Source organism: Streptomyces sp. NPDC002776, from assembly GCF_053592195.1.
In genome coordinates, this window is the sequence record NZ_JBSFVG010000038.1 from 1 (window position 1) to 15,162 (window position 15,162).

Consider the following 15,162-nt stretch of genomic DNA (forward strand, 5'->3'; position numbering starts at 1 on the left):
CGGCTCAAGCCGGGCCCACTGGTCGTTCGTCAGATCACCACGCCCCACGACAAGTGATCATTCACGACCAAGATCGACTTTCGCAACACGCCCTAACACGGCCGGAACGTCCTACCCCACCCTCCTCCTCAGACAGGGGGCAGAACGAGCCGGGACAGCGTATTTCCTCTACGTCAGGGAGCACACCCGAAATTCTGTGTTGCAGCCTTACGAGCGAGGCGGAGCACCCCAACGTAGGCGGGCGCCCCTGCACGAGGGCGCCAGGACGTCCTGTACGGGGCCGCTAATCTGCCCGACTCGTGGTCAGCCGGCCTTTACGCTGACCGTGGCCACACCGCTGAGATCGAATTCCACCTCGGCGCCCGGCTCGAGCGTCACGGTGAAGTCCTGCCCTATGGCGTAGTCCACCCCGAGTTCGAGCCTGGACGTAAGCACATTGGACGCCTTGAGCCTGTTGTCGAGCAGGACCTTGTTCTCCCCGATCGCTATGCACAGCTTGTCGGAGATGTTGCCCGTGACCTGCACCCCATTGCACTCTGCCGCGGCTGCTGGGGTGGCTGCGGCGACGCCGAGGACGGGAACAGCGAGCAGGACGGCTGCGGCCGCGAGGCGGCCGGATATGAAACGACGGGTCATGGCAGGTTCCTTCGACTGGGGGGAGCCCGGGCGAGGTCTCGGCAGGGCAGCACGACAGTGCCTGTGTTTCTGGAGCCGCACAAGACACGCCTATACATCTGGGACACCGGACGATTGATGGGGCGAGAGAGGCGAAGCACGAAGGGCGCACACGGCTCAAACCAAGATGGCCAATTTCCAACACGCGTCTTCGGAAACAGGTTCCAAGACCAAACGGATCGCGCGCCAGATGCACGGACGAGCAGGCTTCACCCTGCTCCGGCACCGCATCCTCCTCGGATAACAGCACGCTCCGTCACCACCGAATGTGAGACAGGGCCGTTCGCTACACAGACCCGCATCGGGCGCGAGGCCGAGCGCTCCCCCGGCGCTACCGGTAGTTCGTTAAATCCGGCGGTGGTGTGGGTTTACGACGGGTCGAGTTGGTCGTAGGCCGGTGATAGGAGCCAACTGCCGTGCTGAGGGCTGAAGATGACTGCTCGCCGTCCGTGTCCGCCCGCGCCGGGGCCGTTGGAGGACTACGCGGCCCGGTTCGACGACCTCTTCTTCAGCCTGGCCCAGCGGCGGGGTTTTCGTGAGTATCTGACCGGGCTGCTGGCGCCGCGGGAGCGGAACAAGACGATCACCTGCCTGGCCGGGGCGGAGCCGGTGGCGGGTGCGGGGATGCCGGGGGTGCAGCGGCTGCAGTTCTTCCTGTCCGAGTCGCCCTGGGAGGCCGAGCAGATCAACGACCGGCGGCTTGAACTGCTGCGCGAGGAGCCGGCGACGGCTCCGCACGACGGCGGGGTCATCGTGATCGACGACTCCGGGGACCGCAAGGACGGCACCGCGACCGCGCACGTGGGCCGGCAGTGGCTGGGCCGGCTGGGCAAGACCGACAACGGCATCGTCACGGTGACCACGGTGTGGACCGACGGCCGCGTCTACTACCCGTTGCACGCGCACCCCTACACCCCTGCCCACCACTTCCCCCGCGGCCGGTCCGACCCGGCCTTCCGCACGAAACCCCAGCTGGCCGCTGACCTCGCGGCCCAGGGCAAGCAAGCGGGCTTCGGCTGCCGGGCGGTGGTCGCCGACTGCGCCTACTCCGTCAGCGACGACTGGTACTTCGCACTGCGCGAGGCCGGCCTCGCCTATGTGGTGGCGCTCAAGCCGCACCGCGGCACCTGGGCTCCGGCCGGCCAGCCGCACACTCCTATCGAGGCCGCCCATACCTTGACCTGGCGTGATGCCAGGCGTCCCGGCGACTGGACGCCCGTGGAGCGTCACTTCCGTGACGGGCACACCGAGAGCTGGTGGGCCGCCGATGCCCGACTGGGCGGCTATGGTCGCGACTCGCCCTGCCGTCTGGTCGTGGCCACCACCGACCCAGCCCGGCTGCCGGAGAAGGCCACCTGGTACCTGGCCACCAACCTGCCCCACCCGGACGCACCCCACGCCGCCGCCAGCCCGCACCCGCCCGCCGACCTGGCCGAGATCGTCCGCCTCTACGGCCTGCGGCCGTGGATCGAGCAGAGCTACAAACAGATCAAGGACGAACTCGGCTGGGCCGACTTCCAAGTCCGCTCCGACCGCGCCATCCGCCGCCACCAGGCCCTGGTCAACTGCGCCTTCTCCTTCTGCTGGGACCAGTGGTTCGCCCCACCTGGACACCTGGACGCCACCGCGCCGGACCCGTGCCCCGACGAGGGGCCAGAGAGGGGGACCAACCGAACCCCACCCACCCCAACTGCCCTGCTGGCCCAAGGCATTACGTTCGGTCCGCGCCTGGCTCACCCCTGCCACCACCCTGAACCGATGGTGGCGATCCTGGACGGACAAAGACCCACCCCCCGACCTCCAGGCCCTGATCGACGCGGTCACCACCGGACACGGTATTGATCTCTACCTCCGGATTTAACGAACTACCGCTACTGAGGTTGAACTCGTGATGTCGCTGGGTTGGAATCACTGCGTGCGGCCTCGGCCGGATCGCGCCCGGACGAACCGGGACCTCGTCGCCGTGCCCGGTGATCCCCTGCGCGACATCGACCCCATGGGCCAAGTCGACTTCGTCCATGCAGGACGGCACTGTCCGACGGTATCCCGGGCGGGCCGAGGCAACGTAGGAACCGGTCGATGACGGCCGAAGGCGTGAGTGCCCGTTCCGCCGGTGCGGTACCCGGTGCGGTCCTCATCGCCCGAGGCGAGCCGCGCCGCCACGCGTTTACGGTGGTTCACCAGATACCAGGGATCAAGCGCGACGTGTGCGCGGCGTAATGGCGGTAGTCGGATCCCAGGTGTCGACAGAGAACCTCGTCCTCCACGCGAATGCGGTACAGGGCTCCAGTGAATACGGCACCGACCACGACGATCCAGGCTGCGAGGTGATTGAAGATCAGGGCCATCGCCATGACGGTCATGAGTCCACCGGCGTATGAGGGGTGCCGGATATACCGGTAGGGGCCACTGCGGACGACGTCGTGGTCTCGCTGCACGGTGACCTTGGCGCGGAAGAAGTCTCCCAGCGTGTGCACCGACCACTGCCGCAGGGCGAGTCCGGTCCACGCCAGCGGCATCGCCGCAATCATCAAGGTACTCCAGTCGTCTGCGATCTGCAGAGATGGGAAGAACCACATCAATCCGAAAGCACCCATTTGTGCGGCCCCGTACGAGATGACGAGTGCAAAAAAGGACCGGCTTTCCTTGATGACGACTCGGTCGCTGGTAGCGCGTTGCCTGATCACCCATTTCGCCTCACTCCAGAACCACAGCACGGCGGTGAGACCGACAAGGGAACGGGCAATGTCTTCGCGAGTCATAAGGTTCTCACTTCTCTTCGCTCGGGCCGCTGCGACCTCGCGGCATGTGATGGGGAAGGCGCTACGGAGGTCAAGGGTTCAGCTGTATGGGGCCGAAAACGGCCGGGTCATCAGGGCAGGCAGCTGAGCGCGGACCGCTGGGAAGGATGGCCGTGTGCCGAGTAGTGACAAGGTCGGCGCGGGCCCGGAGGCCGGTGGCATGAACGTCTGTGAGTTGAAGGTAGGGGATGGGCACGGGTGGCACCAGAGCTGTGGACGTGGCCACTTTCATGAGGCCGAACACGCGACCGCTGAGTGAAGCCGCGTGAAAGTGCACCTGGCCAGAGAGGGTGATCCGACGAGCGGTGGTGCACGAGCCGGGCTGTCCAGCGGCACGCGGGTAATGGATGTGCACGCCGTTCAAAACTACTTTTAGGGCCCGGCAATCTCCGTCGCCCAATAGCAGAAGCCCGCACTTCAGCCCAGTAACGGTGACGTCCTCGGCCTGGAGTGCCACGCTGCCGGGAGACGTGATCTCGGGCACGGTGCCACTCAGGCACTTGGTGATGGCTTGGACGGTGTCCGTTAACTCGGCCCCTGCGGGTCGGGCTCGTGGAAAGATTTCCGACGCGCAGGACGTCGATGAGCCGGGGACGGAAAGGGATGCCGGTGTGGGATGCGGCGAAGGGGTTGCACCGGCGTGGTCCGGAGAAAGTGCGAATGTGCATAGGAGAGGGAGGAGAAGTACAGAAAACGCTGCGCGGCGGGGCGACCACATCCGCTCAGTCACGAGCGGGCACCGACACGGCCTTCTCGTCGACCGGCTGCCAAGCGAGAGCCAGCGCCCCTCCGAGCAGCGCGAGCAGCATGCCGAACAAGAAGCCGCCCAGATTGGCCAGCGGATAGGACAAGAGGCCGAGGAAGATTGCCGCCGTGCCGTTCAGGGCGGCGTTTGCTGGGCGCATCCACAACAGAACGGAGCATCCGAGAAGAGCGGCCGCTACAAGGACCGCGCTAGCTCCGCTGAATCCCTGCATGCCCAGAAGGCTGGGGCGCGCGAGGGGGAACGAGCCGATTTCGACACCGGCGAGAGCGATGACGAGACAGGCGGCCCACGGACGTGGGTGAGCAGTCAGGAGCACGTCTGCTCACCCCGCTGCACAGACATGTCGGACCCGGTCAGCGAGAACATTCCCGCGGTCAGGGACCAGGCTTGCAAGCGAGCATTCTCGACCGTGAGCGAGCGGGCTTGTTGTCCGTAGGTTCCCGGTGTGCCGACAATTCCGGAGCTGTCCAAGGTGGCGGCATCGCGGCCCATCTCCACGGAATGGAATGTCATGTCTCCGGTGAGGCGGGTGATGTCCAGTGCTACGTTCCGGGCAGTCACAGGTGCGTCCCCGTTTGAGCGGATGATGAGAGTCACTGCGCCCAAGGGGGTGCGGGCTACCGCGGATTGGCACAGTCCTTCGATACTTGCGCTACGGATCCCGACCACTGTCACAGGATGGCTGGAGCCCTTCGCGTCCTTGCGGAAGGAAGCGAACTGGGTGGCTCCGGTGGCCTCTAGGTGTTCGGCGGTGACAGTGAACGGATTCCCTGCGACGGCGAAGGAGACCGGAATTTCGGCTGCTGTGGTTGTGGCGACGGTCCCGGTGGCCAGGAGCGTGGCGGCCAGAGAGGCAAGTCCGAACCGCCGCCAGTTTGTGCGGCCTCCCCGTCGCCTGGCTCGCCCGCCAGGCCGTTCCGGCCCTGCAGCGAGGTTTGTCAGCCTCAAGGTGTCACGTCCCTTTTTGCCCATGGGCAGTCGTCCATGCATTCTGGCTTGCCCATCCCAACGCCGGTCAGCACAACGCGGTCACCGGTGTTCACACGATTGGCTGTCCAGGCAGCCAGGCGCGGACAGCCGGAGCCTCGCTCATGCGACGCCAGCCGTCGGCAGCGCTGTGCTTCGTCGTGGTGACGGAGACATACGTTTCCTGGTATGTCGTGGCTCCGCTCGGTCGATGGAGCGGCCGGTATCGTTCGGCGCGGCCAGGGGCAGCCCGATGGCACCATCGCGCGCCGCCGAGAGGGCCGCCGGCCGCTGCGCCGCCCGCAATGTTCGTTGCCCACGGGGGCTCGGGCGGGCGGTCTGGGTGCAACTGCCATCCGGCAGGCACGAGGTGGCCGACGGGCGGTTTCGTTGCTGCTATACCCGTCAGGTCGGAGCATAGGCTCCGGTCGTCGGATCGCCTCGCGCCGATCGGCGCACGCTTACTAAGGGCGCTGTGAGCCGCGCTGAAGGGCCCGGTTCCCTGAGGGTATGGATTGTGATGTCTCATCCCACTGAAAAACGCAACGCGGCATGCTCGCAACGTCTGGGCGACGACGGCGTGCCACGGTCGCCCGCCGCCCAGGATGTGCCGAGGTCGCCATCCGACCTTCGGGCCGCTGACAAGGTCAGTCAGGTATTCCATCGTCTGGGCGGACCGGATGAGTTGACCATCGGCTGGACCGCGCGTTTCGCCGGTCGCCCGCCCACGGTGGAAGCCTTGCGTTCTTACGTTCAGTCGCGGCTGAGCTCGCTGCCCGGGCTCACACACCGCCTCACTCCGAACTCGAAAGCGCCCTGCTGGGAACCACTTTCCCATGTTGACATGCGTCGGCATGTACGTGTTCTGGACGTGGTGGGTGAGGCTGACTGGGAAAGCGCCTTCCGGCGCGTACAACTCATTCCTCTGCCGTCTGAGTGCCACCCCCGCTGGGATCTTTGGCTGATTCATGACGCCGCAACCACTGGGCAGTTCGTGTTGCTGTTCCGTATCCACCATGCGGTGTCGGACGGCGTCGGCCTCAGCTATGTAGCTAAAATCCTCTGCTCCTTGCCACAGCCGCCGTATCCGGAAAAGCAGGCAACGGTGGGAGCAGGCGATGACCGCATGTCCGCCAAGGCCGTGTTCGGGATCGTCCGAGAGGTTACGGCAGGTATGTGGCCTTGCCGCGTCCCGCCCATGTTCCGTAACGCAACAACACGGAAGCGTTCATATGCCGTAGGCGCCGTACCGACAGAACGGTTGCGAGAGATCGGAAGGCGGTTGGACGCTGGAATCGATGAGGTCTTTCTCGCAGCCGTGGCGGGAGCGATGCGCGCTGTCGCATTGGCGGAAGGGCGAAGGCCACGACCAGTGAGGATTTTGTGGCCTCTTTCCACCCGACGCATCTCAGAGCAGGGACTACCGGGCAACTTCGTCACCATGGCGCGTATTCTCTTGCCGTGTGACGATCCGGATCCGTTGCGCCGCCACCAGCTCATCGGTCGGCAGTTGACTGCGCAAAGCTCGGAGAGGCGTATTCAGAGCTCTCGCTGGCTTCTGCGTTTGACGCCCGCCCCGTTGACTCGGCTGGTGCTTCGCCGGCTCTTCGAAGGCCGCCGATTTCCGCTAGCTGTCACCTACTTTCCCCTGGCCCTTCGGCGGCCTGCGATTGACGGAGCCGTTATGACCGGTGTCGTCGGCTGGGGCGCTCCGGCGCCCGGCCAGCTGTGTCATCTCACGCTTCTCCGGTATCAGGCGACATGTGAGCTCTCCGTCGTGTACGACGACGCCATGCCCTGCGGAGCGGGCATTCCCCGGATGTGGAAGGACGCCCTTGACGAACTCCACGCACTCGCATGCGCACCATGACGTGAGGCGTGGCGGAGCGCGAGCTCCTTTCCGAAGCCGACGCGAAGTTCGTGCGGCTGGCAGGCCGGCCAGCTCCGCTCCAAAGGGGCCAGTCGGTGCCCACAACCTTTCGCAGCGCGAGCCATGAGCTAGGCATCCGCGGCGGAGCCATCCTCCACACAGGTGATGTTCGGGGCGGGAAGAGCTGGTCGGCCGTGACTGTCACAGCCGCTGTTGGTGCTGGTCAGTAGCTCTGCCGAGCACTTCAGGGAGCCACATGTGCGTCGAAGGGCTGCGGTTCCACGGGCGTGTCGGGGACGTGCCCCGTGGCAGCATCGCCGCTGCTCTTGCCCGACGGTTCTGCAACCGCAGACCTGTAGTTGGAGGCCATCCCAGTGAACACCCGCCTCGGCCCGGTACGGGCTCAGCAGATCGCCATCGTCGGTGTCGCCTGCCGGCTCCCCGGCGGCATCGTCGATCTTCACGGGCTGTGGCGGGCCCTGCGGCAGGAACGGAACCTGATTAGTGAAGCGCCTGCGGACCGATTCGACCGCGACCGCTTCATCGATGTCCACATGCCACGGCCGGGTAAGAGCTACACCGCGGCGGGCGGGTTCCTGGACGATGTGGCGTCCTTCGACGCCGACTATTTCGGCATCGCGCCGAAAGAGGCGGCTCGGATGGATCCGCAACACCGGATGCTGCTGGAACTGGCGGTAGAGGCCCTGGACGACGCGGGGCTTCCCGCTCGGTCGCTGGCCGGTTCGGACACCGCGGTATATGTCGGCGTCTCCGATGCCTCCTACGCCGCGCTGCAGATGATGCAACACCGATCGGTCAACGCCTACACCATGGCCGGCGGCGCATCCAGCTTGGCGGCGAACCGCCTCTCGCACTTTCTGGACCTGCGTGGGCCCAGCATGGCGATCGACACGGCCTGCTCCTCCTCGCTGGTCGCCCTGGACCGCGCTTGCCGTACGTTGCACGAGGGCACGAGCCGCACGGTACTCGCCGCGGGCGTCAACGTACTGCTCAGCCCTTACCACTATGTGGGCTTCTCCCAAGCATCCATGCTGTCGCGGCAGGGGCGGTGCGCGGCGTTCTCGGCGAACGCGGACGGATTCGTACGAGCCGAGGGCGGCGGGCTGGTAGTGCTCAAGCTGCTGGAAGACGCGTTGGCCGACGGTGACCGGGTCCACGGGGTGATCGTCGGCAGCGGATCCAACAACGATGGCCGCACCCCTGGCGTGTCCCTGCCCAATCCCGATGCCCAGGAGGATCTGCTGCGACAGGTCTACGCCCAAGCCGCGGTGGAGCCGCAGGAGTTGGTGTATCTCGAGGCCCACGGCACAGGCACGCCGGTGGGGGACCCGGCTGAGTGCAGGGCGATCGGGCGGGCTCTGGGGGCCCGGCGCAGCACGGTGTTGCCCATCGGCTCGGTGAAGTCCAACCTCGGTCACCTGGAGCCGGCCTCCGGGATGGCCGGGCTCTTCAAGGCGCTGCTCGTGCTGCGGCACGGGATCATTCCCGCCACGTTGCACTCCCTGCCGGCCAATCCGGATATCGACTTCGCCGGGCTCAACGTGGCTCCGGTCGCGCAGGCCACGCCACTGGAGCCGGTCGACCGGCCCATGGTGGGCGTGAACTCGTTCGGGTTCGGCGGCTCCAATGCTCATGTCATCGTGGCAGCCGCTCCCGTGTCGCCGCCCCGAGACTCTCAGCCGGCTGACGCTGAGGCCGCGCTGCGGCCGGTCACCGTGTCGGCGAGCTCGTCGCAGGCTCTGCGGGAGGCGGCCATGCGTATGTGCGCGCGTCTGAAGGAAGCCGACCCCGGACACTTCTACGACGTGGCCTACAGCGCGAGCAGACGCCGAGGGCTGCACCGTCACCGGGCGGTCGTTCTGGCGCGGACGGCCCAAGAGGCAGCGCGGAGCATGGAGCAACTCCTCGCGCCGCAGGAAGAATCGAAGGGGGAGCCCTCCCAGTCGTCGTCCCCTGCCGTAGACGCGACCTCCGGAGCGGTGAGTGAGGCGGTCGCACGCGGGCGAGTGGCGTTCGTGTTCTCCGGCAACGGTTCGCAATGGGCCGGCATGGGAGCCGACCTCCTCGCAGAGGATGCCGCCTTCCGTGCCGCGGTGTATGAGGTGGACGCTGCCTTGCGTCCCTGTCTGGGCTGGTCCGTGGCGGATCGGCTCGGTACGGTTACCGCCGAGGACATGACGGCCACCGAAGTGGCCCAGCCGCTGCTGTTCGTCGTGCAGATCGGTGTGGCAGCCGTGCTGCGCGCGCGGGGTATCGCCCCGGCCGCGGTGCTCGGACACAGCGTGGGCGAAGTGGCCGCGGCATACGTCTCGGGGGCATTGAGCCTGGAGCAGGCGGCCCGAGTGATCGCGGAGCGCAGTCGGGCTCAGGCATTGACGGCCGGCAGCGGGCGGATGGCGGCTCTCCATCTGCCCCCGGACCCGGCCATGGAACTCCTCTCCGGATACGCCGGGTTGGAACTGGCAGCGGTCAACTCAGAGCACGATGTGACGGTGGCCGGCCCGGAGAGCCAAGTGCTTCGCCTCGCGGCGGACATGGCTCGCGGCGACACTGCCTGTACCGTTCTGGAGCTGGACTACGCCTTCCACAGCGCCGCCATGAACCCGCTGCGTGAGCCCCTGCGCGCAGCACTAGACGGACTCATCCCCTCCTCCACGCACATCCCGCTCTTCTCCACCGTTACGGGCAAGCGGGCCGAGGGCTCCGAGCTGGACGCCACCTATTGGTGGCACAACGTGCGTGCCACCGTCCAGTTCGCGCCCGCGCTCGAAGCGGCCCTCACCCACGGCGCGGATGTGCTGGTGGAGATCGGCCCACATCCGGTGCTTCGCTCCTACCTGCGGCGAGGCGGCGCGTGGGAGCGCACTGCGGTGGCGGTGGTTCCTACACTTCGTCGCGGGGCCTGCGGGAGGACGGCACTGCTGCACACAGAGGCAGCGGTGATGGCGGCCGGGGCCGACCTCGACTGGACCAGGCACTTCCCGCGGCCGGGGCGGATGGTCGATCTGCCGGCATATCCCTGGCAGCGCAAACGCCACTGGCAAGGATCAGCTGAGGACTGGGTGCGCACCAGTGGCACCGGCATCCTCGATCATCCACTGCTGGGGGAGCGGATGCCCGGCCCACACCCCTCGTGGCACGGGGCGATCGAGCCGGCCCTGGTTCCGTGGCTGGTCGACCACAAGATCGTCGGATCGGTCGTCATGCCCGCCACCGGGTACGTGGAGATGGCCTTGGCCGCTGGACAGCGCGCCCTGGGCGTACCGGTGGAAGTGGACCACATGCAGATCACCGCTCCCTTGGCGGTGCCGTGGGCAGACGCCTCCAGCGTCCACACGCAGGTGGCACTCAATCCTGATGATGGACTCCTCACCATCGCCAGCACCGATCAACACAGCCGCCAGGGACGCCCGCATGTGCGTGCCCGCGTGCGCGCTCGCCTGGGCTCCGCCCCCCAGCCCGTCGATGTGGCCAGCCTGCGCCAGCGCTGCCCACAGCACGTGTCAGCTGCCGAACACTACGTGTGGACGGAACGGCAGGGGCTCGGGTACGGGCCGGCCTTCCAGGTGCTGACCCAGTTGTGGGTGGGCGAGGGAGAAGTGCTGGCCGGCTATGAGCACCATTCGGACGAAACGCAGTTCATCGCGCATCCCGCGCTGCTGGACGGTGCCCTGCAAGCCGGCGTTCCGCTGCTGATGGGGGATGTCCTGGAAGGGAAAATCGGTTACCTGCCTTCCGCCGTGGGGGCGGTACGGGCCTGGCAGTCGCCTTCCGGCCGAGGGTTCATCCATGTGCGCGAGCGTTCGCGCTCGCATGGGGAGATGTGCTGGGACGTCACCGTCATGGACGAGGACGGTACGGTCACGATCGAGCTCGAGCGCTGCAGGCAGCGACGTTTCACCCACCCCGAACACGTTCCCGTGGTGCTTTATCACACGCAGATGCGTGCCGCACCACTGCCAAAGACCGTGGCCCCGGCACGTCGCCTGCCTTCCGCGACCGAAATCGCCACAGCCTGTCGGCCACGGATCAGCGAGCGGTACCGTGCCGTAGCCGATTTGCGCCTCGGCGCCCCCTCCGGTGTGGCGAAGCGAATTTACACGCAGCGGCTCGCCGAAGTGACGGCGGCAATGCTGCCGGACCCTGCCGAGCCTTTCACCATCGAACATCTGATCGGTGCAGGTCTGCAGAGGTCACATGTCGCCGAGTACGAGCATGCGTTCACCACGGACGAGTGGCGCGAGGTCGCTGAGCCGGCCGGGGCCGGAACATGGCGGCTGACCACGGGTCCTTGGCGGGAGCGCGCCCTGTTTGGCGAACTGGTACGTGACCACCCTGCGTTCAGTGCCGAAATCCTGCTGCAGGCACGTAACCACGTCCACGGCGCGAGCATCCGGCGCGGCCACACCGGCGCTTTGGACATGCTGACGGGAGGCGGAGCGGCGACCGCTTTGGAGAACTTTTACGACATCGCACCTGCCTGTCGTGCTTACAACCGGATCGCTCAGGCCCTCGTACACGAGTTGGTGCGGCAGTGGCCCACCGACCGTCCCCTGCGGATTGTAGAAGTCGGTGCCGGAACCGGGGGCATGACCAGTGCACTGCTGCCTCTACTCCCAGCCGACCGCACCACTTACCTGTTCACAGACGCCTCCGCACACTTCCTCCCGCGCGCCCAGCAGCGTTTCGCCCGTTACGACTTCGTGCAGTACGGGACGTACGACCTGGACGAGGAGGCGGCCGGCCAAGGGCTGGCCGAAGGCACGTTCGACCTGGTGGTGGCCGCGAACGTGTTGCACGCCAGCAAGGACGTCACCGCCGCGGTACGCGGCATCGCCGCACTCCTGTCCCCCGGCGGGCACTTGCTCGCCTTCGAAGCACATTCGACCGGGATGCTGGTTCCGTACTTCGGCCTTCTCGACAGTTTCTGGCATCGCCGGACCGACCATTCGCTGCGAGCGGTGTCCCCCCTGCTGCCCAGTCACGCATGGCGCGAGCTCCTTGAACAGTGCGGCTTCACCGACATCCTGCAGAGCTCGGAAGCGGCTCAAGGCCGAGATGACGACTTCTCCGTCATCATGGCGACCACCACGGACAAGCCGCGTCCCCATCCTGCGGCGCCGACAGGGCAGCGACGCCAAGCGCCGTGCACCGTGGTCCTGGCCACGGAAACGCCGGACGAGGAGCCGCTGGCTGCCGCCGTGCAAGCGGAGCTGGCGGACAGCGGAAACTACCGGGTCCAGTGCATGCGCGCCAGTGAGGAAGCTGCCGACTGGGAGCGCGGCCACAACACTTCAGCGGGGGAGGTACACCTGGTCCTGCTGCTGGCAGACTTGGCTTCCGACTCCGAGGCCCTTGTGGCCGGCACAGCACGGAGAGCCGCGCTCCTGCGGGCCATGGCGCATGCCTGCCGGCAGATGGCCTCGACAACCAGCAGCTGGCTGTGGCTGGTCACACGACCCAGCGGCGCCCTGCCGGCGCCCGAACCACCTTCCACCGTGGTCGACGCGGCCGTCTGGGGCGCCGCACGCACTCTGGCCAACGAGTTTCCGGACGTCCGGGTGCGCCGCATCAGTCTGGAACGCACGACTGAGCAGGACAGTGACGCCCGTCGGCTGACCGATGAGCTGCGCGCGTGCACGGAGGAGGATGAGGTGGCCCTCACGTCGGGTGGCCGGTTCGTACCCCGTGTCCTTCCGCTGCCGACCACCTCCCCCCACCCCCCGAAGAGCTATGCCCTCAGCGTGCGCAAGCCAGGGCTGAGCTACGAACTTGCCTGGCAGGCGACAACTCCTGCGGCAGCGGGACCGGAAGAGGTGACGGTGAGCGTCCGCGCCGCCGCGCTGAACTACCGGGACATCATGACGGTGACCGGGCTGCTGCCTCCCGAGGCCCAGGAACGCACCCTTTCCACCGTGCCCGGCCTGGAATGTGCTGGTGTGGTCACCGCTGTGGGGGAGCGCGTGAGCGGGCTGCGCGTGGGTGACCGGGTCTATGGAATGGCCGCCGGCTCGCTCGCGTCGCACACCACCACTCCGGCACATGCACTGCGCCGGATGCCGCAGGGCATGACCTTCGAGGCTGCTGCCACGCTCCCCGTGGCCTTCTCCACTGTTCACTACAGCCTGGAGCACCTGGCGCGACTGCGTGCGGGAGAGACGGTTTTGGTGCACGGCGGAGCGGGCGGCGTTGGGCTCGCGGTGCTGCAGTTCGCCGCGCAACGTGGTGCCCGCGTCATTGCGACTGCTGGCAGCGAATCCAAGCGTGACTTGCTGCGTGTCCTCGGTGTTCAGCACGTCCTCGACTCGCGCAATCTCGACTTTGCCCACCAGATCACCCACCTCACGAACGGCCGCGGCGTCGATGTCGTGGTCAACTCCCTGGCTGGAGAGGCGCTCAGCCGCAGTCTGGAACTGCTGGCTCCTGGCGGGCGGTTCATCGAACTGGGAAAGCGCGACATCCTGGAGAACAATCCGCTCTCCCTCCGGCCGTTCAACGACAACCTGGCGTTCTTCGGTGTCGACCTCACCACCTTGACCCAGCAGCCAGAGGTAGGGCGCCTGCTCACGCAGCAGGTGGACGAGCATGTGCAGACCGGCAACTACTGCCCCCTGCTGCACAGCGTCTACCCGGCCGCACGGGTGGACGATGCGTTCGAGCTGATGCAGCATTCGCGACACATCGGGAAGGTCGTCGTCGCGTTCGACCCCCTGGACGAACCGCCCGCGGTGGAACCTGTCCCTCAACAGCTGCAGCTGGATCCAGAGGGCACCTACCTTGTCACCGGTGGTCTGAGTGGCTTCGGCGCGGCAACCGCCCGATGGCTGGCCGACCGCGGCGCCCGTCACCTGGCTCTTGTCAGCAGGCGTGGTCGTCAGGCACCCGAGGCGCCCGCGCTGCTGGACGAACTGGCCGACCGCGGGGTGCAGGCACGCGCGTATGCCTGTGACGTCACCGACGAAGGTGCTGTGCGCGACCTTATCGACAGCATCGACGCGGGTGAGCATCGGCTGCGGGGTGTGGTGCACTGTGCCATGCACCTCGATGACGCGTCACTGGACGAGCTGAGCGATGCTCGTTTTGCGGCGGTGCTCGCTCCCAAGGCCCGGGGGGCCGACATTTTGGACCGGCTGACCCGCACCAGAGATCTCGATCTGTTCTTGATGATCTCGTCTGCGGCCGCCGGTATCGGCAATATCCACCAAGCTCCGTATGCTGCAGGGAACCTCTATCTCGAAGCCCTGGTCCGCCAGCGACGCCAAGCCGGACTGCCCGCCCAGGCCATCGCCTGGGGAGCGCTCGGTGAGACCGGATACGTCGTCCGCAATAACCTCACTCCCCATCTCGCTGTGCTGGGCATGGAACTACTCGGGCTGAAGGACGCCTTCGCTGCCGCCGACGACGTGCTCACCCGCGGCTTTCCTGTGACCGGCATCGGCCGTGAGAACTGGAGCCGACTACGGAGCCTGTTGCCCAGTCTCACCGCTCCCCGGCACAGCCTGATCATTCCGTCCAACGAGGAGATGGGCGGTCAATCCCAGCAAGATTTCCTCACCTCCCTGGCCGCGATGTCCCCCGAGGAATCCCGGGCTGCTCTGCAGAAAGCCATCTCCCACAACATCGCCAAGGCCATGCAGATGGAACCGGATGCACTAGACCCTCACCGTCGGCTCGACGAGTACGGCCTCGACTCCCTCATGGCCACCGAGCTCCTGGTCTTGGTGCGTCAGCAGTTCAGTATCGACATCCCTCCGATGGAATTCCTGCGTAACGGCACCACCCTCCACGACCTCAGCGCCCTGCTGCATCTGCGGCTCGGGCTCAGCGCTCCGACCACACCACCCCCCTCCCCCGTCGCCGATAGCCTGCAGACGCGGGTCCCGTCACAATCGACCGCAGACAAGTCCCAGCAGACCCTGTCCACTGACATGCCGAAGCGGCCGTGACTGGGCTTCCGGCGCGCTGGCGGGTGTGTCCAGTCAACGGCTGATCTTGGTTGTTGAGGGTCAGTGGCTGGTGGGGGTGAGTCGGCCTTCGAAGGCGATCTGGAACGCGTTCAGCGG

The 15,162-nt window shown here is 66.7% G+C and carries 7 protein-coding genes; 3 read left to right on the forward strand and 4 right to left on the reverse strand.

The features are described 5' to 3' along the window. Nucleotides 1-303: 303 nt before the first annotated feature. A complete protein-coding gene (locus ACWD11_RS34520) occupies nucleotides 304-636 on the reverse strand; it encodes a hypothetical protein (protein ID WP_451124860.1) in 333 nt (110 codons plus the stop codon). A gap of 471 nt (nucleotides 637-1,107) precedes the next feature. Here ACWD11_RS34520 and ACWD11_RS34525 point away from each other — a divergent pair, with 471 nt between their 5' ends. Beyond that, on the forward strand, nucleotides 1,108-2,517 hold the full coding sequence (locus tag ACWD11_RS34525; RefSeq protein ID WP_451287850.1) for an IS701 family transposase: 1,410 nt from the start codon (nucleotides 1,108-1,110) through the stop codon (nucleotides 2,515-2,517). Nucleotides 2,518-2,852: 335 nt separating this feature from the next. On the opposite strand, the gene ACWD11_RS34530 is transcribed toward ACWD11_RS34525, so the two are convergent. The 3 genes from ACWD11_RS34530 to ACWD11_RS34540 all read right to left on the reverse strand — a co-directional run bounded on the left by ACWD11_RS34530 (nucleotide 2,853) and on the right by ACWD11_RS34540 (nucleotide 5,232). Then, nucleotides 2,853-3,437, reverse strand: a complete 585-nt coding sequence (locus ACWD11_RS34530) for a methyltransferase family protein (protein ID WP_389421572.1) — start codon at nucleotides 3,435-3,437, stop codon at nucleotides 2,853-2,855. A gap of 761 nt (nucleotides 3,438-4,198) precedes the next feature. Further along, complete coding sequence (locus ACWD11_RS34535; protein WP_389421573.1) at nucleotides 4,199-4,558, reverse strand: DUF6114 domain-containing protein; 360 nt, start codon at nucleotides 4,556-4,558, stop codon at nucleotides 4,199-4,201. Further along, nucleotides 4,549-5,232, reverse strand: a complete 684-nt coding sequence (locus ACWD11_RS34540) for a DUF6230 family protein (protein ID WP_389421574.1) — start codon at nucleotides 5,230-5,232, stop codon at nucleotides 4,549-4,551. The genes ACWD11_RS34535 and ACWD11_RS34540 overlap by 10 nt, the downstream gene beginning before the upstream one ends. Nucleotides 5,233-5,728: 496 nt before the next feature. On the opposite strand from ACWD11_RS34540, the gene ACWD11_RS34545 reads away from it, so the two are divergent. Beyond that, nucleotides 5,729-7,078, forward strand: a complete 1,350-nt coding sequence (locus ACWD11_RS34545) for a wax ester/triacylglycerol synthase domain-containing protein (protein ID WP_389421575.1) — start codon at nucleotides 5,729-5,731, stop codon at nucleotides 7,076-7,078. Between the two features lie 374 nt (nucleotides 7,079-7,452). Beyond that, entirely contained in the window at nucleotides 7,453-15,045 is a 7,593-nt protein-coding gene (locus ACWD11_RS34550; RefSeq protein WP_389421576.1) for an SDR family NAD(P)-dependent oxidoreductase, read from the forward strand. The last annotated feature ends 117 nt before the right edge of the window (nucleotides 15,046-15,162 follow it).